The 18,974-nt window shown below is 60.5% G+C and carries 15 protein-coding genes; 6 read left to right on the forward strand and 9 right to left on the reverse strand.

What is annotated here, in order from left to right; translation table 11 throughout:
• Positions 1 to 25: 25 nt before the first annotated feature.
• The 8 genes from FJD38_RS20795 to FJD38_RS20830 form a co-directional block, all read right to left on the reverse strand.
• Positions 26 to 1,576, reverse strand: coding sequence for a FadD3 family acyl-CoA ligase (locus FJD38_RS20795; RefSeq protein WP_146387268.1), 1,551 nt, complete (start codon positions 1,574 to 1,576; stop codon positions 26 to 28).
• Between the two features lie 19 nt (positions 1,577 to 1,595).
• Positions 1,596 to 2,627: a ferredoxin--NADP reductase gene (locus FJD38_RS20800; RefSeq protein WP_146387270.1), complete on the reverse strand. Its 1,032-nt coding sequence runs from the start codon at positions 2,625 to 2,627 to the stop codon at positions 1,596 to 1,598.
• 1 nt (position 2,628) lies between these two features.
• On the reverse strand, positions 2,629 to 3,390 hold the full coding sequence (locus FJD38_RS20805) for an SDR family oxidoreductase (RefSeq protein ID WP_122784345.1): 762 nt from the start codon (positions 3,388 to 3,390) through the stop codon (positions 2,629 to 2,631).
• Positions 3,387 to 5,105, reverse strand: coding sequence for an FAD-binding protein (locus FJD38_RS20810; protein ID WP_146387272.1), 1,719 nt, complete (start codon positions 5,103 to 5,105; stop codon positions 3,387 to 3,389). Before FJD38_RS20810 ends, FJD38_RS20805 begins: the two co-directional genes overlap by 4 nt.
• Positions 5,102 to 6,847, reverse strand: a complete 1,746-nt coding sequence (locus tag FJD38_RS20815; protein ID WP_122784343.1) for an FAD-binding protein — start codon at positions 6,845 to 6,847, stop codon at positions 5,102 to 5,104. The genes FJD38_RS20810 and FJD38_RS20815 overlap by 4 nt, the downstream gene beginning before the upstream one ends.
• A gap of 39 nt (positions 6,848 to 6,886) precedes the next feature.
• Entirely contained in the window at positions 6,887 to 8,074 is a 1,188-nt protein-coding gene (locus FJD38_RS20820; RefSeq protein WP_122784342.1) for an acyl-CoA dehydrogenase family protein, read from the reverse strand.
• Between the two features lie 231 nt (positions 8,075 to 8,305).
• Positions 8,306 to 9,871, reverse strand: a complete 1,566-nt coding sequence (locus FJD38_RS20825; protein ID WP_146387274.1) for an amidase — start codon at positions 9,869 to 9,871, stop codon at positions 8,306 to 8,308.
• Positions 9,872 to 10,095: 224 nt separating this feature from the next.
• Positions 10,096 to 11,532 (reverse strand): coniferyl aldehyde dehydrogenase, encoded by a 1,437-nt coding sequence (locus tag FJD38_RS20830; protein ID WP_146387276.1) that lies wholly within the window; start codon positions 11,530 to 11,532, stop codon positions 10,096 to 10,098.
• A 197-nt stretch (positions 11,533 to 11,729) separates the two neighbouring features.
• Here FJD38_RS20830 and FJD38_RS20835 point away from each other — a divergent pair, with 197 nt between their 5' ends.
• From FJD38_RS20835 to FJD38_RS20860, 6 genes are all read left to right on the forward strand, one after another.
• Complete coding sequence (locus FJD38_RS20835; protein WP_122784340.1) at positions 11,730 to 12,710, forward strand: flavin reductase; 981 nt, start codon at positions 11,730 to 11,732, stop codon at positions 12,708 to 12,710.
• Positions 12,711 to 12,740: 30 nt separating this feature from the next.
• On the forward strand, positions 12,741 to 13,514 hold the full coding sequence (locus FJD38_RS20840; protein ID WP_146387278.1) for a glucose 1-dehydrogenase: 774 nt from the start codon (positions 12,741 to 12,743) through the stop codon (positions 13,512 to 13,514).
• A gap of 165 nt (positions 13,515 to 13,679) precedes the next feature.
• Entirely contained in the window at positions 13,680 to 14,471 is a 792-nt protein-coding gene (locus FJD38_RS20845) for a fumarylacetoacetate hydrolase family protein (RefSeq protein ID WP_146387280.1), read from the forward strand.
• Between the two features lie 21 nt (positions 14,472 to 14,492).
• Entirely contained in the window at positions 14,493 to 15,422 is a 930-nt protein-coding gene (locus tag FJD38_RS20850; protein ID WP_122784337.1) for an acetaldehyde dehydrogenase (acetylating), read from the forward strand.
• Positions 15,423 to 15,432: 10 nt separating this feature from the next.
• Positions 15,433 to 16,455 (forward strand): 4-hydroxy-2-oxovalerate aldolase, encoded by a 1,023-nt coding sequence (gene dmpG, locus FJD38_RS20855; protein ID WP_122784336.1) that lies wholly within the window; start codon positions 15,433 to 15,435, stop codon positions 16,453 to 16,455.
• 73 nt (positions 16,456 to 16,528) lie between these two features.
• Positions 16,529 to 17,842, forward strand: coding sequence for a spinster family MFS transporter (locus FJD38_RS20860; protein ID WP_122784335.1), 1,314 nt, complete (start codon positions 16,529 to 16,531; stop codon positions 17,840 to 17,842).
• Here the strand turns inward: FJD38_RS20860 and FJD38_RS20865 are convergent.
• The gene (locus FJD38_RS20865) at positions 17,815 to 18,900 is read right to left on the reverse strand and encodes an NAD(P)H-dependent flavin oxidoreductase (protein ID WP_146387282.1); all 1,086 of its coding nucleotides are present in this window, start codon (positions 18,898 to 18,900) and stop codon (positions 17,815 to 17,817) included. The two genes, FJD38_RS20860 and FJD38_RS20865, sit on opposite strands and share 28 nt — an antisense overlap.
• Positions 18,901 to 18,974 lie beyond the last annotated feature (74 nt).

Genomic DNA, 18,974 nt, shown 5'->3' on the forward strand with positions numbered 1-18,974 from the left:
TTCCTCAATAGCCATTTAAACGCTCTTAACACCACGCCGCCCGCAGTTCATTCTTGGCCACTTTATTCGACGCATTGACCGGCAATGCATCATAAAACCGCACAACTCTGGGCACTTTGTAATTGGCCATATGCTCGCGCGCCCATTGAATCAAGCCGGCCTCATCCAGTGTTTGTTCATGACGCAATACCACACACGCACACCCCACCTCCCCCATGCGTTCATCAGGCACACCAATCACCGCCACCTGGGCAATCGCCGGGTGTTCGATCAAGCCCGCTTCGATTTCCGCCGGGTAACAGTTAAAGCCACCGACGATAAACATGTCTTTCAAGCGATCGGTGATCAGCAGATTACCCGCCGTGTCCAGCACCCCTATATCACCCGTGTGCAACCAGCCTTCACTGTCGATGGTTTCTGCCGTTGCTTTGGGGTCTTCAAAATAACCCTGCATGACATGGAAACCACGCAGGCAGATTTCGCCTGTTGAGCCTGCCGCCAACGCTTGGTTCTGCGGGTCGCGGATGCTCACTTCGGTGCCTGGGATCGCCCGCCCGCTGGTACCTGCGATCACGTCGCTGGCGGCGTCGGGGTCACAAATGGTGGCCAGGCCACCACACTCGGTCAAACCATAGGCCGTGGTCACTACAGTAAAACCCAACTCGCGACGCATGCGCTCTATAAGGATGGGCGGGATGGTGGCCGCGCCGGTGACTGCAATGCGCAGGCTCGACAGGTCGGTCTCGGCCAGCTTGGGATGGGCCAGCATGGACAGGTACAACGTTGGTGGCCCCGGCAGTACGCTGATCCGTTCAGCTGCAATGCGTTCAAACACGGCTTCGGCATCAAAGACCGGGTGCGGCAGAATTGTCGCCCCTGCCAGCAAGCAGGTCAGCCACCCCGCTTTGTAGCCGAACGCATGGAAGAACGGGTTGATGACCAGATAGCGGTCGCCCGCCACCAGGCCGATCACTTTCACGTACTCACTAAACGCCCGAATATTTTGCCCATGCGCGCTCATGACGCCTTTGGGTTTGCCCGTGGTGCCAGAGGTGAACAGCAAGTCGCTCAAGTCTTGCGCACCCACGCTGGCTGCACGTGTTTGGGCATCCTGTTCGCTAATCGCCGCGCCCAGCGATAAAAACACGTCCCAGGCATTGGCGTCGCCGAGCTTGACCAACTGTTCCAGGCCCGTCGGTCGATGAGGTGCCAGCATCGCCAGGTAGTCGATGCCGAGAAAATTCGGTTGCACGAACAATAAGCGAGTGCCACTGCGGTGCAGAATGTCGGCCGCTTCGTTGCCTTTCATGCGGGTATTGATCGGCACCATCACCGCACCGGCGCAATGGATGCCTAGCGCGGCGATGATCCAGTCGCGGCCGTTGGGTGCCCAGATCGCCACGCGATCACCTTTGCGGATGCCCAGCGCCATCAGGCTGCGGGTAACGCCCAGCGCCAGGTGCGGCAACTCTCGGTAGTCGGTGCACTGGCCATTTTCTTCGATGGCGGTGCGCCCTGCATGCGCTTGGGCTGCAAACTGAATTAACTCGGGAATGCTGTTCGGGCTGGAAGTCATCGAATACTCGTCTGGCAGGTTATTCAGGAAAGCACACACGCAGGTGTTCGCTGCTGGGCACCGATTGACACGCCAACACCCAGCCGTCGTTGAGTTCCTGGGCGTCGAGGGCATCGTTACGCAGCATGTCGACACTGCCGCGCTCAACGGTGCACATGCAGGTAGCGCAGGAGCCGACAAGGCATGAGCTGGGCGGGCTTAAACCCGCACGCTGCATGGCGTTAAGCAGGGTTTCACCTTCGGCGCAGGGTACTTCGTATTCTTCGCCATCCAGCCGTACCGAGAGTTGGCTGCCGATCACGTCGGTGTTGACCGCAGCCGGGGCCGCAACGCTGCCCTCTTCAGGCAGCGAGACAAACCGCTCGACGTGAATGCGTCCGTGGTCCATACCGATGTGCTGCAAGGCGCTGACGGCGGCATCCATAAACGGCCCGGGGCCACAAATATAGGCTTGGGCATGGATAAAGGGTTTGGCCATCTGCGCCAGTTGGGCAACAGCCGGAATACCCTGTACCGAGTCCAGCCAGTGAATCACTTGCAGGCGCTGTGGGTACGCGCTGGCCAAGGCTTTGAGTTCAGCGGCAAAGATCACCGAGGCTTCATCACGGTTGGCGTAAATCAGCAGGATATTGCCTGTGCCCGCGATCAACGCAGAACGCAGGATGGACAGCACCGGCGTCACGCCGCTGCCGCCGCCAAACAGAATGAAGTCATCGTCAAAATGACGCGGCACAAACACCCCGGCCGGCACCAGCACGTCTAGCTGATCGCCTTCGCGCAGTTGCTGGCACAGCCAGTTGGAGGCACGGCCATCACGCACTTGCTTGATGGTAACGCGCAGGGGTTCGTCCACCAGCGGGGTGCTCGACAGCGAGTAACACCGTGGTAACCAACCGCCTTCGTGGGGAACGCGCAAGGTCAGAAATTGACCCGCCTTATAGGCAAATTGTTCACGCATGGCCTCAGGCACGTCGAACACCAACGACTTGCTGTCGTGGGTCTCGCTGATGATGTGCGCCACACGCAGGGAAATATAGGCCGGTGTATTCATCTTAAATACTCATCACAAACTGGCCACTGTCGATGCGCAGCTCTATCCCATTGATGGCCCGCGATTCTTCGCTGGCCAAAAACAGCACGCTGGCGGCGACGTCTTCGGGCAGGCACATGCGCCCCATAGGGTCGGCGTCGATGGTCAGGCTCCACGGGTCAAGGCCTGCTGGCAATGTTGCCGTGGTCATGGGGGTGAGGATGCCGTCAGGGTGCAAGGAATTGCAGCGAATGCGGTATTTGCGCCGGCGGCACAGTACCGCCACGGTACGCGACAGTGCCGCCACGGCGCCTTTGGAGGCGCTGTAGGCGGTGTAATCGTCACGACCGGCCACGCCGGCAATCGACGACATATTGATAATTGAGCCGCCTGCACCTTCTTTCATCAGGGCAATGGCGGCACGACAACCGAGAAAGACACTGTCGGAGTTAATTCGTTGAACACGCTGCCAGTCACTGTAGCTCGTGTGTTCAATGTCGCCCTTGAGCAAGATGCCAGCGTTGTTGAACAGAATATCGAGCTGGCCATAACGCAGACGCAGGGTGTCTATCACCCGCGCCCAGTCTGCCTCGCTGCTGGCGTCGTGCTGGATGAATAAGGCCGAAGGGCCTATTTCTTCTGCCAACGCCTGGCCGCTTTCGACGTCTATGTCACTGATCACCACCCGAGCACCTTCGCGGGCCAACAGCAGCGCGCTGGCCCGGCCCACGCCACTTGCACCGCCGGTGATCAAGGCGACTTTACCTGCCACGCGTCCACTCATGGGGCTGTCCTTTCTAAAACAGGGCTGGCGTTTGACTGCTGCACCGAGCCATCAGCATGGCGAGTATTGCTGATCGCCAGACCCGCACGGCGCCCTGAAAACACACAATCGGCCAGTGACAAACCGCTGATATACAGGTGCGAAGCGACGCCAATGGCGGTTCGCCCGGCGCTGAACAGCCCGGCAATTGGCTGGCCGAGATCATCCAGCACCGCGCCGTTGCTTTCATCGACCTTAAGCCCACCCAGGGTCAAGGCTCCCAGCGGAAAAATCGGGTTATCGACGCTGATGTTGCAGGCGTAAAACGGGCCCTTGTCGAGCACCTGACGGCTGTCTTTGGACTTACCAAAAACATCCTCGGCCTCTCCCCGGGCAGCCGCGTTATAAGCGCGAAGCGCGCCATTCAACTGGCCGGGCTGCATGCCGCACGCCTGCGCCAATTGATCAGGGCTTTGCCCCTTGCGCACCCGCAGCAACATCAACGCCAACGCCGGTACGCTCTGAAACCACCAATAGCCGCCAAACAACGCCTGGCGAATCGCCTGTTGACGCAAACGCGCATCCAGCACCAACCAGGCCTGACCACCCTGCTCTTCACAGAGCGGCTGACCCAAAGTCGCGCCGTACACTTCTTCGTTGCAAAAGCGTTGCCCCTGGGTGTTGACCACAATCCCTTTGGGCCAGCAATACGGCGGGTTGATAAAGCGCCAGGCGGAAACTCTGCTCAAGCGTTCACCTTGCGCACCCACTGACTGACCCAGGCGCAGGCCGCTGCCGTCGCAGCCTGTGGCCCCGACTTTAAAGTTGCGGCGAAATTTGGGCGCATGCTCGCGGATCAAGTCACGGTTGAAGATGAAACCGCCGGTGCTGAGAATCACGCCAAGTCGCGCCCGCACCAAAATCGGTTGCGCATGATCGTGTTCAAGCTGGGCAACCTTTTGCCGCAAGCGATCACAGTAACCGGGGGCAAAGTTTTGCAAGCGTTCGGCACGTGCAGCCAGACGCGCATGTAGATGCGCCTCGCGACTGCCTGCGGGCAAGCTCCACAGCTCAGCCCCTACGACGCGCCCGGTGGCATCCACGACCATCCGCCGGGCGGCAGATTGCAGCAAAGGTTGCACCCCGGCGCGCAGGCAGGCGTCTTTGAGTTGCGCATACAGCACGGCCCCGCACTGCCCTTTACCGACCGTGCGATGACCACGGGGTGCGGGGGGTTGAGAACCGGCGTAAGACGGCACTTTTTCATTGCCCGAGTAATACAAAAAGTAGCCGTCACTGGGGTATGAGGTTTTACCTCCCGGTGGCACGCTGTGGGCGAAGCGTGCGCCGTGGCCTTCCAGCCAGTTCAGGTTGCTCACACTGTCCGCGCAAAATTTATGCAACGTGGCGTCGCTGATTACGCCCTGGGTTTCGTGCTTAAGGTAATCAAACATCGCTTGCGGGCTGTCGTTGAAGCCAGCGTCTTGCTGTTGCTGCGTGCCACCGCCGGCATACACCACACCGCCACTTTTGGCACTCGCCCCGCCGCCGGTGAAACGGTCGGCAACCATCACCTCACACCCCTGGCTGCGGGCCTCCAGTGCCGCGCAGGCACCGGCAGCGCCCCAGCCGATGACCAGCACATCACAGCTGTCGTGCCAGTCCTGTTCCGTCAGGGTATGCGCCTGCAACGGCGCAAGGATCGGGGTATTGGTGTTCACCTTGGCACCGTTCATGACAGCACCTTCTCGCGACTGTCTGCGGTGGCAGGCACATGGCGGGCAATGTGGTTGGCGGCGATATAACCAAAGGTCATCGCCGGGCCGAGGGTGCCGCCGGCGCCGGGATAGCTGGTGCCCATTACGGATGCCGAGCAGTTGCCGATGGCATACAGCCCGGCAATCGGTTGACCGTTTTCACGCACCACTTGGGCAAACTGGTTGGTCAGTAGCCCGCCTTTGGTGCCAATGTCTCCTGCATCCAGACGCATGGCGTAGTACGGGCCTTTGCGCAGGGGGGCCAGGCACGGGTTGGGTTTGATATTGCTGTCGCCGTAATAGCGATCAAACACGTTGCCGCCCCGGTCGAAGTCCAGATCAACGCCGGTTTGCGCGTAGGCATTGACCTTGCTGACCGTGCTGTTCAACCCGCCAGCGTCCACGCCGATTTGCCCCGCCAGCGCGTCCAGGCTGTCGGCTTTCCAATACAGGGTGTTGAGCCATTCCTTGCGCAAGCGGCTGTCCGGTACGACCTGCCCAGGCATTAGCGGGCCCATCGCATAATGGAATCGGAAGTGACCGTCGAAAATCACCCACGACGGCACCGACTGGCCGCCGGTTTTATGGTTGTCCTTGTACATGGCGTCGACAAATTCAAGGTACGGCGCCGCTTCGTTGACGAACCGATGGCCCAGACTATTGACCACGATGGCGCCGGGAAACGCTCGCTCGGCAAACACGCCCCGGGGTTTTTCTTCGCCGGGCACGGCAATGGTCGGCGCCCACCAGGCCCAGTCCATCAACGCGGTGGCCGCGCCGATGTTCATCCCTGCTTCCAGCGCTGCACCGGTGTTGTTGCCCGGCGGCGTGGCGCTCCATTTGGCCAAGGTGGGTTGTGGCAGGAATTTTTCGCGCAGGGTCTGATTCTGCTCAAAACCACCTGAACCGAAAATCACTCCGCGCCGCGCCTTGAGTTCCATCACTTTGCCGCCCGTGTTCACGATGATCCCGCACACGCGGTCGCCGTCGAGCACAACGTCCTGAAAATCGGTGTTAAGCCATAGCGGCACGTTGCGGTCCATCAGCGAACGACGCAAGGACGCCACCAGTGAACTGCCCAGTGCCGCGCGGCGGTCGTATTTGCTCTTGCGTCGCCATTTGAAGTCGAGCTTGTAGCGCGCCATCAACTTGAAAATCAGCCATTGCCAGCCAAAGCTACGCGCCATGGCCTTGTGTGCATCCCGTGCCGTCCATGCAATGCGCCCCATTAACAGGGTCGAGGGCGAGGGTTTACGCAGGTTGGGCAATTCCTCGGCCAACAGGCTGGTGTCAAACAGTTCCGGGTCCAGGGTGCGGCCACCGGCCAGCGCGCCGGGCAACTGCGGGTAGTAATCTGGGTATTTGGCCGCCACGGCGTAGCGCACGCGGCTGGTATCAGTGAGTTTTTTGATCATGGCAGCGGCGTTGTCCAGATACGCCTGCAACCGCACAGGATCACCGTGCTCACCCGTGGCGGCCTTGAGGTATTGCATCGACAACTCAGGGCTGTCCTGCCCGCCTATGGCGGCGAAGTAATGGTTATTGGGGATCCAGATCCCCCCGCCGGAAATCGCCGAGGTGCCGCCGTACTTATCGCTTTTCTCGACAATCAGCACCGAAAGGCCTTGATCGGCAGCAAAAAGCGCCGAAGTCATAGCCCCGGCACCGGAGCCAACCACTATTACGTCATAGGTGGACTGAGACTGAACTTGAGCCGTCATTATTGTTATGCCATCCGCTGAGGTCAGAAATTCACAGGATCAAACAAACGGGTCTGCGTTCGGCAGGCCCAGTTGCACTACGCCGTAGCTGCGTCGGTACGCCGCCTCATTGTTGGCAATGTGCCCGCGGGCCTGATGCAGGTCGCGGAAATATCGCGCCACCGGGTTAGTGTTGTACAACCCCGAGGCCGCCATGCAGCGCAGCAGGTCGCTGACCCGATCAGCGCATACATTGGTCACATGAGAGGACTGGTAGCGATACAACAAACGGGTTTCAACGTCCGGGTACTCGCCTGCTGTGGCCAGTGCCATGAGGTTGGCGTAGTTGCGCATCAGGACCAGCCTGAGCGCGTCGACGGTGATGGTGGCTTCAGCGACAGCCGCCTGTGCTGCCGGGTCTTCAGCGGTTTTAGCACCGTGCTTGCCGATATGCTTGGCGGCGTTGTCGCGAAACTCATTGATCGCCCCTTGCAGCGCGCCAATGGCCGAGGTCGATACGGCCCGGGCGAACACTTGAGCAAAGGGAATGGCATACATCGGATGGGTATTGACCAGCCGTCCCGGAGTGGCTTCGATGCTGTAGTTGTTGGTGCGCTGCACGCGATGTGCCGGTACAAACGCATCCTCGACAATAATGTCGTGGCTGCCGCTGCCACGCAGGCCCAGCACATCCCAGTTCTGCTCGATCCGGTAATCGGTGGCCGGGATCAAAAAGGTGCCGTGTTCGGTCGGGCCCATTTCATCTTGCGGGACGATACCGCCGAGCAAACACCATTTGGCGTGCTGGCTGCCGCTGGAGAAACCCCATCGCCCGCTGACCTGATAACCGCCCTTGACCGGCGTGACTTTAGCCACCGGCATATAGGTCGAGGCCACCAGCGTGGAGCTGTCTTCACCCCACACATCGCGTTGCGCCTCAACCGGGTAACGCGCCAGTTGCCAAGGGTGAACACCGACCACACCGTACACCCAGGCGGTCGACATACAGCCTTCGGCCAAGGTCATCTGGATTTCAAAGAAGGTGCGCGGATCCACTTCGTGACCACCCCACATTTTGGGCTGCAAGGCACGAAACAGACCGGCCTCCTGCATATCGCGCACCGTTTCGTCGGGCAGTTTGCAGTCCTTGTCCGCCTGAGCTGAGCGACTTTTAAGCGCGGGTATCAATTGCCGCGCGCGCTCCAGCAGCTCAAGCTCTATCGGACTTTTCTCTCGTATCTGATCCATCCGTGTGTTCTCCGTCAGTCTCTCGCTGCGCGAATGCGCGGGCGCTGTATGACGAATAATCCAGCCTGTGGCGATGGGTATCATCGTCAAAGCGGACTAGGCGTTGCGGGGTGGAGGCCACTAAAACCGTAGTCGCTGATGAGGCACGAAGCGACTCGCCTTTAACCGCGAAGGTCCTGCGGCATTTATCGCAGCTTCATACCTCGTTAGCGACTACGGCCAGAGGTGCTTTTAAACTACCGGCAACTTCGCCCACCCACGGTCCTGCTCAATCTGCGCACTCAAGCGCAGCAGCACGTCCTCCCCGCCCAATGGCCCGGTAAACATCATGCCGATGGGCAAGCCGTTCGCACTCATGCCCACCGGGAGCGAAATCGCCGGTTGCCCACTGACATTGGCCAGCACGGTAAACGCCGCACTGCCCATGGCGTTGTGGGCGTAGCTGTCCCACGGTTGGTCGAGACTGAGCAAACCCAGCTTCGGCGTGACGTTGGCTGTGACCGGCGACAGGATCACGTCGAATGTCTGAAACTGCTGCTCCATGTAGCCGCCAATGCTTTCGAACGATTGCCGTGCGCGGTACAGCCCTTCGCCCGTGACATTTTTGGCATTGCCCAGCACCACTTGCGTGATGCGCTCGAAGTCGTCCGCCGTGGCCGTGCGCCCCAGTGCTTGCTCACGGTCATGCACCATGGTCAGCAAGGCATCGCCAATCACCGAACCGTGGGCTCCAAACAATTGGCGCGGGTCGACTTTAAGCTGCACCTCTTCAACGTTATGCCCCATCGCACTGAGTCGCTTGACGGTCTCATCCAAGACTCGCGCCACGTCCGGGTCCAGGGGCGAGCCGGTCAAGGATTCACGCACCAGACCAATACGTAACGTGCCGGGTGCAGTTTGGATTTCTTCTACGTAGGGGCGCACCAGTGGCTTCGCCCAATACGGGCTGCCGGGCTCATGGCCTTGGCCGATGTCGAGAAACAAGGCCATATCGCGGATATTTTGCGACACCACGTTGCCCACGCTGGCCCCAAACCAGCCCTCATATTTTCCGGGGCCGCTGGGTGTGCGGTAGCGGCTGGGCTTGAGACCCACCACGCCGCAATAGGACGCCGGAATACGGATAGACCCCCCGCCATCGGTGGCATGGGCCACGGGCACAATCCCGGCGGCCACCGCTGCCGCTGCCCCGCCGGAGGAGCCACCTGCGCTATGGGCCAAGTTCCACGGGTTGCGGGTTTGCCCCCACAGCAGCGACTCGGTGGTGGTGGTCAGGCCGAATTCCGGGCACGTCGTTTTGCCAAATGGCACGGCCCCCTGGGCTTGATACCGGGCAATCAAGGTGCTGGTTTGAGGCGCCAGTGGCGCGTCCTTGTACAAGCGACAGCCATTGGTGGTGCGGGTGCCCTCCAGTGGCGTGTTGAGGTCTTTGATCAGAATCGGCACCCCGGCCAGAGCGCCCGTGTTCGACGTACCGCCAGCGCGGCGGGACTTGAGCAACGCAGTCGCGTACTCGTCGTGACGCATGTTGACCGCATTGACCTTAGGGTTGACGGCATCACAGCGCGCCATCGCGGCAGCCAGCAAGTGCTCGGGCGCCAGTTCGCCCTTGCGCACGGCGTTGGCCATGTCCCAGGCGTCCATCGACTGATAGTCGGCAGGTGAAACGGCATCACTACCGCTCGCATGGGCAAAACGGCCGAGCAGGCCAACGCCTGCGGCCACTACGCCCGCCTTGAGCACGTGGCGTCGTTGCCAACCAGCAGATTCTTCAGGTGTTGCGGCAGGGTTTTGCAAAATCATACTCCAGCTTTAATTTTATTTTTATGGGCACTTCAGCAAATTCCCTGTAGCAGCTGACGAGCTTTGCGAGGCTGCGTTCGACGATGCAATCGTCGCAAGGTCGATGAACGCGGTGTATAGCCTGGCGCTCTGATGAAACATCTCAACGACGGCTGCGCCGTCGATCGCAGCCTCGCAGAGCTCGTCAGCTCCTACAGTTTTGCCATGGAACGCTTGCCTCAGTCAGCCGTGACCATTGACTGCATGGTCGGCAGAAAGTGCTCGCCGTAGGGTGGCAGCAGCCCCCATTCACGGCGTGGATCATGGCTCGGCGCCTTGAACACGGTGCGCATATGGCTGAACTCCAAAAAGCCTTCGCGACCGTGATAATGCCCCATACCGGAAGCGCCTATGCCGCCAAACGGCGCATCGTGCAAGGCGGCGTGCATCATCACGTCATTGATCGTAACGCCGCCCGAAATGCTGTGCTGCAACACGTAGCGCTGTTCTTCTTCATTTTGACCAAAGTAATACAGCGCCAATGGCCGCTCACGGCTGTGAATATCCTCCAGCGCCTGTTCAATCTGGTCGTAGGGCAGCACCACCAACGCCGGCCCAAAGATTTCTTCGTGCATGATCCGGCTGTCCCGTGGCGGGTCGATAACCACTTGCAGCGGTCGACGCCGTGCCTGCTCATCGGCCTCGTGTGCCTGCGGAAAGCTTTCTACCCGAGCACCGCGTTCGCGTGCGTCTTGCACATAGCCCTCAACACGTTGCAAATGCCGCGCATTGACCACGGCCACCACGTCAGGGTTGCCCTCAACAGTGGGGCACAGGTCGTTGTAGGCCACGTTCAAGGCACCGATAAAGTCTTCGAGCTGCTCACGGGGGACATACACCACGTCCGGATTGATGCAGATCTGCCCACCGTTGTTGGCTTTGGCCACGGCAATGCTGAACGCGGCCTTGGCCAGCTCGGCGCTGCGGGAAATGATCACCGGGGATTTGCCCCCCAACTCCAGAGTCAGCGGCACCAGGTTTTCGGCGGCGTTGCGCATCACCGAACGGGCCACTGCCGTGCTACCGGTGAATACCAGATGGTCAAACGGTTGCGCGGTCAACGCCTGGGCGACGTTGGCATCACCCAACACCACCGCGACCTCAAGCGGGTCAAACATATCGGCAAATGCGTTTGCCAACACGGCAGCCGTGCGCGGCACCACTTCGGAAGGCTTGAGTATCGCCCGATTACCCGCCGCCAGCACGCACGCCAACGGGCTGAGCAAGGTAAACAGCGGCGCATTCCAGGTGCCCAGAATGCCAATGGAGCCTTTGGGCTGATGCATGACCCAGGCCTTGGCGCCCAGCTGGTCATAAGGTGCAAACACTTCTCGCGGCTCGTCTTCCATCCAGCCAGAAAGATGGTCACGGGCATACTTGAGCGATGCCAGCGAGCCCAGCACATCATTCATCAACGAAAAACCCTGGGGCCGCCCGCCAAAATCCTGGTCGATGGCTTCTACCAGCGGCTGCTGATAGCGCACCAACAGATCAATTACCCGCTGAATCCGTTCCTGACGCTGGGTGGCACTGACCGGGCCAGCCTCGATAAAGGCTTTTTTCTGCGCGGCCAGCAGGCCGGGCAACTGTTCGGGTGCGGTGTCGGGATAATTCATTTGGCGTGTCCTCTCAGGGTGTATGCGGGCCTTGGCGCGCTGACATTGAAGTGCCGCCGACGCTAGACAAACCGTGGCCTTAACGCCTCGTCCAATCGGACGATAATCGGCTAAATTCGTTAGTCCGTTAAGACGATGTAACACACCTTTGCCAGGGGAATACTGCCAGCACGCCAATTCAATCCATGGGGTCCGTCATGGCAGTGCAAAGCAGTTTCGATCCACAGGCATTTCGTACCGCGCTCGGCACCTTCACCACCGGGGTGACCATCATCACCACCCAGGCGGAGGACGGCTCGCCCATTGGCATCACCGCCAACAGTTTTAACTCGGTGTCGCTCAACCCGCCGTTAGTGTTGTGGAGTCTGGCCAAAACCGCTCGCAGCCTGCCGGTTTTCACGTCCGGCAAACACTGGAACGTGCACGTTCTGTCGACTGAACAGGAACCACTGTCCGGGCGCTTTGCCATGCAAGGTGAAAACAAGTTTGAGCAAATCCAGCTCGATAACGGCATCAGCGAAGCGCCTCTGTTGCAGGACTGTACGGCACGTTTCCAGTGCCGCACGGCTTTTCAATACGAAGGCGGCGACCATGTGATCTTTGTCGGCGAGGTGCTCGCATTCGACCACAGTGACCGCGCCCCACTGGCCTTTCAAAGCGGGCAATACGCACTGGCCACCCGCAAACCCCGCAGCGAGCTGCGCCTGGCTACCACCCCGCCGCCGCCCGAGTGCAGCTACACCGAAGACCTGCTGGGGTACTTGCTGGGCCGTGCCCACTATCAACTGCTTGACGCCCTGCACCGCCTGCTGAGTAATCAGCAACTCGATGAGCATGCGTTTTTTATCCTGTCGGTGCTGTGTATCCGCGACAACTTGAGCCTGAGTGAGATCAATACGTTTGTCAGTTACACCGGGCACGTGGTGACGCTGGCGAGCATGCGCTTCCTTGAAAAACAAAACATGGTTGCTCTGGAAGGCAGCAGCAGTGACCCGCGCTATGTCCTGACCGCCAATGGCCGCGAAGCCTCTGTGCAGCAGTTGGCACTGGCCAAGGCAGTGGAAGAAGACTTGGCGGCCAAGATGGGGCCCGGTGATGCACAAGCGCTCAAGGTGCTGCTCAAGCGCCTGATCAGCGTCAGCGATCCCGGCTTGCCAGACTTGTGGGCGCCCCGCTGATTTTTAATTAGAAGAAGGAAAAGGACCCTTATGAGCATTATCAAACGCTTCGACATGACCGGCAGCGTGGCGGTCATTACCGGTGGCGGCCGGGGCATTGGCCGGGGCATTGCACTGGCTTACGCCGAGGCGGGCGCCGATGTGGTACTGGCCGCTCGCACCTTGAGCGATGTTGAGGCCGTGGCTGAAGAAGTGCGCAGCCTGGGCCGACGGGCCTTGGCCATCGCCTGTGATGTAACGGTCGATGAACAACGCAGCGCGTTGATCGAGCAGGCTCGCGAATACATGGGCGCTATCACTCATTTGGTCAATAACGCCGGGGGCGCCGGCCCCAACGACCCATTGACGCTCAGCGTCGAACGCTTTGAAGAAATACTGCGCTTCAATGTGTCGTCGGCGTATCACCTGTGCCAACTCTGCGTGCCGCATATGCGCGCTGCCGGCACGGGCAACATTCTCAATATCACTTCAGGGGCGGCGCGCTATGCGCAGACCCAATTCAGCGCCTACGGCACCGCCAAGGCGGCGCTAAGCCATATGACCCGCCTGCTGGCCCAGGATTTTGCGCCGGTGGTGCGGGTCAATGGGATTGCCCCCGGGCCGATTTTGACTGATGCCCTGAACCGCGTTTTGCCGGTGGCCATGCGCGACAGCATGATCAAAGCCACACCCATGCAAAGTCTGGGTGAAGTGCAAGACATTGCCGCTGCGGCGTTGTACCTGGCCAGCCCGGCTTCGCGCTGGGTCACGGGCAAGATTCTGGAAGTCGACGGCGGCGCCGAGTCAAGCGTCTGGCCGGGATAAGCCATCTCCAACCTGTAGCAGTTGCCGAAGGCTACGTCCGGCGGCGCAGCCGTCGCAAATAGGGTAATGCGCTGTGTCAGGTCAACGGGGTGCAGTGGGTTGACGATTGCTTCGCAACCGGACGTAGCCTTCGGCAACTGCTACGACTATTTAGAGAGAATATTTATGGACTCACAGTTGATTGAAGCGCTGGGCGATGAGTTGTTTCATGCGTTGCTGGAGCGCCGCAGCCTGCAACCGCTGACCCAGCGTTATCCGGACTTGAGCCTGGAAACGGCTTATCAGATTTCCCTGCGCTTTTTGCAACGCCGGGTGGCCTTGGGCGAGCAGGTAGTCGGCAAAAAAATCGGCGTCACCAGCCGCGCCGTTCAGGACATGCTGGATGTGCATCAACCCGACTTCGGCTTTCTGACCAACCGCATGCACGTCGCCGATAACAGCGAGGTGAGCTTCAGAGCCCATCATCTGGTGCAACCTCGGGCCGAAGGCGAAATCGCCTTTATCCTGGCTGAGGACCTCAGCGGCCCTGGCATCACGGCTGAAGATGTCATGGCCGCCACTGAATTTGTCGTGCCGTGTTTCGAGATTGTCGATTCACGCATCGCCGACTGGAAAATCCGCATTCAGGACACCGTGGCCGATAACGCCTCCTGCGGTGTATTCGCGTTGGGCGAGCAACGGATTGACCCGCGCACACTGGACTTGACCAAGGTTGAGCTGCACCTGCTGAAAAACGGCCAGCCGGCCGGGCACGGTTTCGGTTCAGCCGTGCAGGGCCATCCTTGCGAGGCCGTGGCCTGGTTGGCCAATACCCTTGGCAAGTTCGACATCCCGTTTCGCAAAGGCGAAATCATCCTGTCTGGAGCACTGGCGCCACTGGTGCCGGTGCAACCGGGCGATGAAGTCAGCCTGACCCTCAGCGGTCTGGGCTCTGCCCGCCTGCGCTTTGTGCCTTAAATCACGTCTGAGACCCTGACCATGACCAGAAAAATAAAGTGTGCCCTGATCGGGCCGGGCAATATCGGTACTGACCTGCTGTACAAATTGCTGCGCAGCGAGGTTCTGGAACCGGTGTGGATGGTGGGCATCGATGCCACCTCCGAAGGCCTGAGCCGTGCCCGGGAGATGGGTCTTAAAACCACCAGCGATGGCGTCGACGGTCTGCTTGAGCATGTACTGGCCGACAACATCCAGATCGCCTTCGACGCAACCTCCGCCTATGTACACGCCGAAAACAGCCGCAAGCTCAACGAGTTGGGCGTGCTGATGATCGACCTTACCCCCGCCGCCATTGGCCCGTACTGCGTACCGCCGGTCAACCTGAAAGCCAACCTCAAGCGCGGCGCGATGAACGTCAATATGGTCACCTGCGGCGGTCAGGCCACTATTCCTTTGGTGGCGGCTGTTTCCAGCGTGCAGCCTGTGGCGTATGCCGAAATTGTCGCTACGGCGGCGTCCAAATCGGTCGGCCCCGGCACGCGCAAAAACATCGACGAATTTACCCGCACCACGGCCAATGCGATTGAACAGGTCGGCGGCGCCAAAAAAGGCAAGGCGATCATTATCGTCAACCCAGCCGAGCCGCCGCTGATCATGCGCGACACCGTGCATTGCCTGACCGAAACCGAACCTGATCAAGCCGCCATTACAGCAGCCCTGCACGCCATGATCGAACAAGTGCAGCAGTACGTACCGGGCTACAAGCTGGTGAATGGCCCGGTGTTCGATGGCAACCGGGTGTCGATCTTTATGGAAGTCGAAGGCCTGGGTGACTACCTGCCCAAATACGCCGGCAACCTGGACATCATGACCGCTGCGGCGGCGCGTACGGCCGAGATGTTCGCCGAAGAAATTCTCAACGGCGAGCTGCAACTCAAGGCCACCGCCGCTCAACCCGCCCTCGCTTAAGGAGCACCCCATGGATCTTCGCGGCAAAAAAATCACCGTGCATGACATGTGCCTGCGCGACGGCATGCACCCCAAGCGTCACCAGATCACCCTTGAGCAGATGAAAAGCATCGCCTGCGGGCTGGATGCGGCCGGCGTGCCGTTGATTGAAGTCACCCACGGTGACGGTCTGGGCGGCAGTTCGGTGAACTACGGGTTTCCCGCCCACACCGATGAGCAGTACCTGTCGGCGGTGATTCCAATGATGAAGCAGGCCAAGGTGTCGGCCCTGCTGCTGCCCGGCATCGGCACGGTTGACCATCTGCAAATGGCCTATGAACTAGGGGTCAATACGATTCGGGTCGCCACCCATTGCACCGAGGCGGATGTCTCCGAACAGCACATTTCCTATGCGCGCAAGCTGGGCATGGACACCGTCGGCTTTCTGATGATGGCGCACATGAACAGCCCTGAAGGACTGGTCAAGCAAGGCAAATTGATGGAGAGCTATGGTGCCAACTGCATTTACCTGACCGACTCGGCGGGTTACATGCTGCCCCATGACATCAAGGCCCGTGTGGCGGCCATGCGCGAAGCGCTGCACCCGGACACCGAAATCGGCTTCCACGGCCATCACAACCTGTCGATGGGCGTGTCCAACTCCATCGCGGCCATCGAAGCTGGCGCTACGCGTATCGATGCCGCCGCAGCCGGTCTGGGCGCAGGTGCGGGCAATACGCCGATGGAAATTCTGGTGGCGGTGTGTGATCGCATGGGCATCGATACCGGGGTCAGCGTGTTCGGCATTCAGGACGTGGCCGAAGACCTGGTGGTGCCGATCATGGACTTTCCGATCCGCAGTGACCGCGATGCCCTGACCATGGGCTATGCCGGTGTCTATGGCTCGTTCCTGTTGTTCGCCAAGCGCGCCGAGAAAAAGTACGGGGTGCCGGCACGGGAAATTCTGGTCGAAATGGGCCGTCGCGGCATGGTCGGCGGCCAGGAAGACATGATCGAAGACACCGCCATGACCCTCGCCCGCCAGCGGGCCTGAGGGGGCTCTGAACAAAGGCGCTGACGCATCACGGGTCGGCGCCTTTGCCGTTTTATTCAAGGTGGAATCGACTATGACAGACACTCACGTCGGCTGGCGCAGCCACGCTTTGCTGTTGTTGCTGGCTGCGGTGTTTGCCGACAACTTTGTCGGGCGCCAGATTCTGGCGGTGATGATTGAACCGATCAAACGCGAATTCGGGGTCAGCGATACCGCCATGGGCTTGATCTCGGGGCTGGCGTTTGCCGGGGTTTATGCCCTGCTCGCCCTGCCCGCCGGGCGCCTGGCGGATCGCATGTCACGCACCCGCCTGTTGGCCATCGCTTGCCTGTTGTGGGCGGTGGCGACGGTGCTGTGCGGGCTGGCCGTGAGTTTCTGGATGTTGGCACTGGCGCGAATGGCCGTGGCGGTGAGCGAGTCCCCCACTACGTCGGCGTCCATGTCGATGATTGCTGACTTGTATCCTCCGCATCGGCGCTCGTTTGCGATCAGTTGCTTCACGGCGGCGCCGACTTTTTCTGCCGTTATTGGCTTGAGCCTAGGCGCCTGGGTGGTCGAGCACTATGGATGGCGCATGGCGTTTATCGTGATCGGCATGCCAGCGCTGCTGTTCTCGCTGGCGCTGGCCGTGCTGGCCAAAGACCCGCCCCGTGGACGCTGGGATCTGGCCAGCGCACACGCCGCCCATCCCTTGCAAAGCATGGTCAGCGAAGCACGCAAGCTGTGGGCCCTGCCCGCTTACCGTTGTTTGATTATGGCGGGCGGCCTGACCACCCTCAGTTCGTACGCCATCGGCATGTGGAATACCAGCTTTCTGGTGCGCTCCCACGGCCTGTCGCTGCAACACGCAGGGTTACTGGCCGGGTTTATCTGTGGCGGGGTTGCCGGGATCGGCGCGCTGTTCAGCGGCTGGTTGAGCGATCACCTGACGCCGCGCAACCCGCATTGGCAAGTGGGCATTCCGATTATTGGCCACGTGGCGGCGACCTGTGCCTTGGCCGCTTATCTGTTATGGCCTTCGACGGTGTGGCTGTACCTGGGAGAGGTGCCTGTACCCAGCGCCATGCTCTGGTGTGCGTTCTACAGTTTTTTTGCGGTGTGGTGGGTAGCGCCCTCCTACAATCTGGTGACGCAACTGGTGCCCGCCAACCGCCGAGGCACAGCGATGGCCTTGCAGACCATCGTCTCTACGCTGATGGGGGTAGGCACCGGGCCGTTGCTCGCCGGGTTGCTCAGTGATGCACTGGTGCCCCGGTTCGGCGTGGAGTCGCTGCGCTATGCCCTGCTGCTGGTCAGCCTGCCGGTGCTGGGCTCCATTGCCCTGCTGATACGCACCTCCAGCCATGCCGCACCCACGGGTTATTTGCCCGTTGAGCGCGCCGCATAATCATCGACCAACCGGCGGGTCAGCTCATAAGCCGACAACTGTGCTGTACGGCCCGGGCTTAACGCAAAGGCCTGCCCCGCCCACAGGTTGATAAAGTCGCCGGAACCGGCCGGCTCGCTGATCGCCTTGAGCGGCAGCAGAACACCCCCCGCCAACGGAAAAGCCGGCGCCTGAGGATTGATCGGGCCCATTTCGCGCATCACCCGGTTAAGAATCCCGCGCGCCGGGCGCCCGGTGAACAGGTTGGTCAGCGCCGTGTCGCTGGAGTCTGCCTCGCGCAAGGCCTTGTAATGCGGTTGGCTGACATTGGCCTGCGGACAGAACAAGTACGCCGTGCCGATTTGTACCGCGCTGGCCCCTAGGGCAAATGCCGCCGCAATGCCGCGCGCATCGGCAATACCGCCTGCCGCAATCACCGGCACCGAGACCGCATCGACAATCTGTGGCACCAGGGCAAAGGTGCCGATCTGGCTGGCCAGGTCAGTACTCAAGAACATCGCCCGATGGCCACCGGCTTCATACCCCATGGCAATGATCGCATCGCAGCCGTGACGCTCCAGCCACTGAGCTTCGGCCACTGTGGTGGCAGAGCTGATGATCTTTGCGCCGCTGGCTTTTACTCGCGCGACCAGTGCGGGGGCAGGAAGACCAAAATGAAAACTCACCACCTGCGGGCGCAGTTCTTCGACCAGCGCACAGGTCGCCTCATCAAAAGGCGCACGGCTGGACACGGGGGTGGGCGCGTCAAAGTCGGCGCCCAACTCGATGTAATAGGGTTTGAACAGCGCTTTCCAGCGCTGCGCTCGGGCTTCGTCAGGCTGCGGTGCCTGATGGCAGAAGAAGTTCAGATTGAGAGGCTGATCACTCACGGCGCGGAACGCTGCGACTTCGGCGCGAATGGCCTCATGGCTTAACGTGGCACAGGCCAGAGACCCCAGCCCGCCGGCCTGAGCAACGCCTGTCATGACCTCGCTGGCGGCACCGAGCATGGGCGCTTGAATAATGGGGTGGGTAATACCTGTCAAATCGGTAAAGCGTGAGTCTGGCCAGCGGGGCATAAAAAATCTCATGACAGTAAAACGTGTAAAGAACCTGTAGCCGCTGCCGCAGGCTGCGTTCGGGCGCGAAGCGC

The sequence above is a fragment of the Pseudomonas saxonica genome (assembly GCF_007858365.1).
Classification (GTDB): domain Bacteria; phylum Pseudomonadota; class Gammaproteobacteria; order Pseudomonadales; family Pseudomonadaceae; genus Aquipseudomonas; species Aquipseudomonas saxonica.

What these genes read in the sequence shown, in the direction of transcription:
- FJD38_RS20860 (WP_122784335.1), top strand. Translation starts at nt 16,529, where the DNA reads ATGACAGACACTCACGTCGGCTGGCGCAGCCACGCTTTGCTGTTGTTG.
- FJD38_RS20805 (WP_122784345.1), bottom strand. Translation starts at nt 3,390, where the DNA reads ATGAGTGGACGCGTGGCAGGTAAAGTCGCCTTGATCACCGGCGGTGCA.
- FJD38_RS20850 (WP_122784337.1), top strand. Translation starts at nt 14,493, where the DNA reads ATGACCAGAAAAATAAAGTGTGCCCTGATCGGGCCGGGCAATATCGGT.
- FJD38_RS20835 (WP_122784340.1), top strand. Translation starts at nt 11,730, where the DNA reads ATGGCAGTGCAAAGCAGTTTCGATCCACAGGCATTTCGTACCGCGCTC.
- FJD38_RS20795 (WP_146387268.1), bottom strand. Translation starts at nt 1,576, where the DNA reads ATGACTTCCAGCCCGAACAGCATTCCCGAGTTAATTCAGTTTGCAGCC.
- dmpG (WP_122784336.1), top strand. Translation starts at nt 15,433, where the DNA reads ATGGATCTTCGCGGCAAAAAAATCACCGTGCATGACATGTGCCTGCGC.
- FJD38_RS20820 (WP_122784342.1), bottom strand. Translation starts at nt 8,074, where the DNA reads ATGGATCAGATACGAGAGAAAAGTCCGATAGAGCTTGAGCTGCTGGAG.
- FJD38_RS20865 (WP_146387282.1), bottom strand. Translation starts at nt 18,900, where the DNA reads ATGCCCCGCTGGCCAGACTCACGCTTTACCGATTTGACAGGTATTACC.
- FJD38_RS20830 (WP_146387276.1), bottom strand. Translation starts at nt 11,532, where the DNA reads ATGAATTATCCCGACACCGCACCCGAACAGTTGCCCGGCCTGCTGGCC.
- FJD38_RS20800 (WP_146387270.1), bottom strand. Translation starts at nt 2,627, where the DNA reads ATGAATACACCGGCCTATATTTCCCTGCGTGTGGCGCACATCATCAGC.
- FJD38_RS20815 (WP_122784343.1), bottom strand. Translation starts at nt 6,847, where the DNA reads ATGACGGCTCAAGTTCAGTCTCAGTCCACCTATGACGTAATAGTGGTT.
- FJD38_RS20840 (WP_146387278.1), top strand. Translation starts at nt 12,741, where the DNA reads ATGAGCATTATCAAACGCTTCGACATGACCGGCAGCGTGGCGGTCATT.
- FJD38_RS20845 (WP_146387280.1), top strand. Translation starts at nt 13,680, where the DNA reads ATGGACTCACAGTTGATTGAAGCGCTGGGCGATGAGTTGTTTCATGCG.
- FJD38_RS20810 (WP_146387272.1), bottom strand. Translation starts at nt 5,105, where the DNA reads ATGAACGGTGCCAAGGTGAACACCAATACCCCGATCCTTGCGCCGTTG.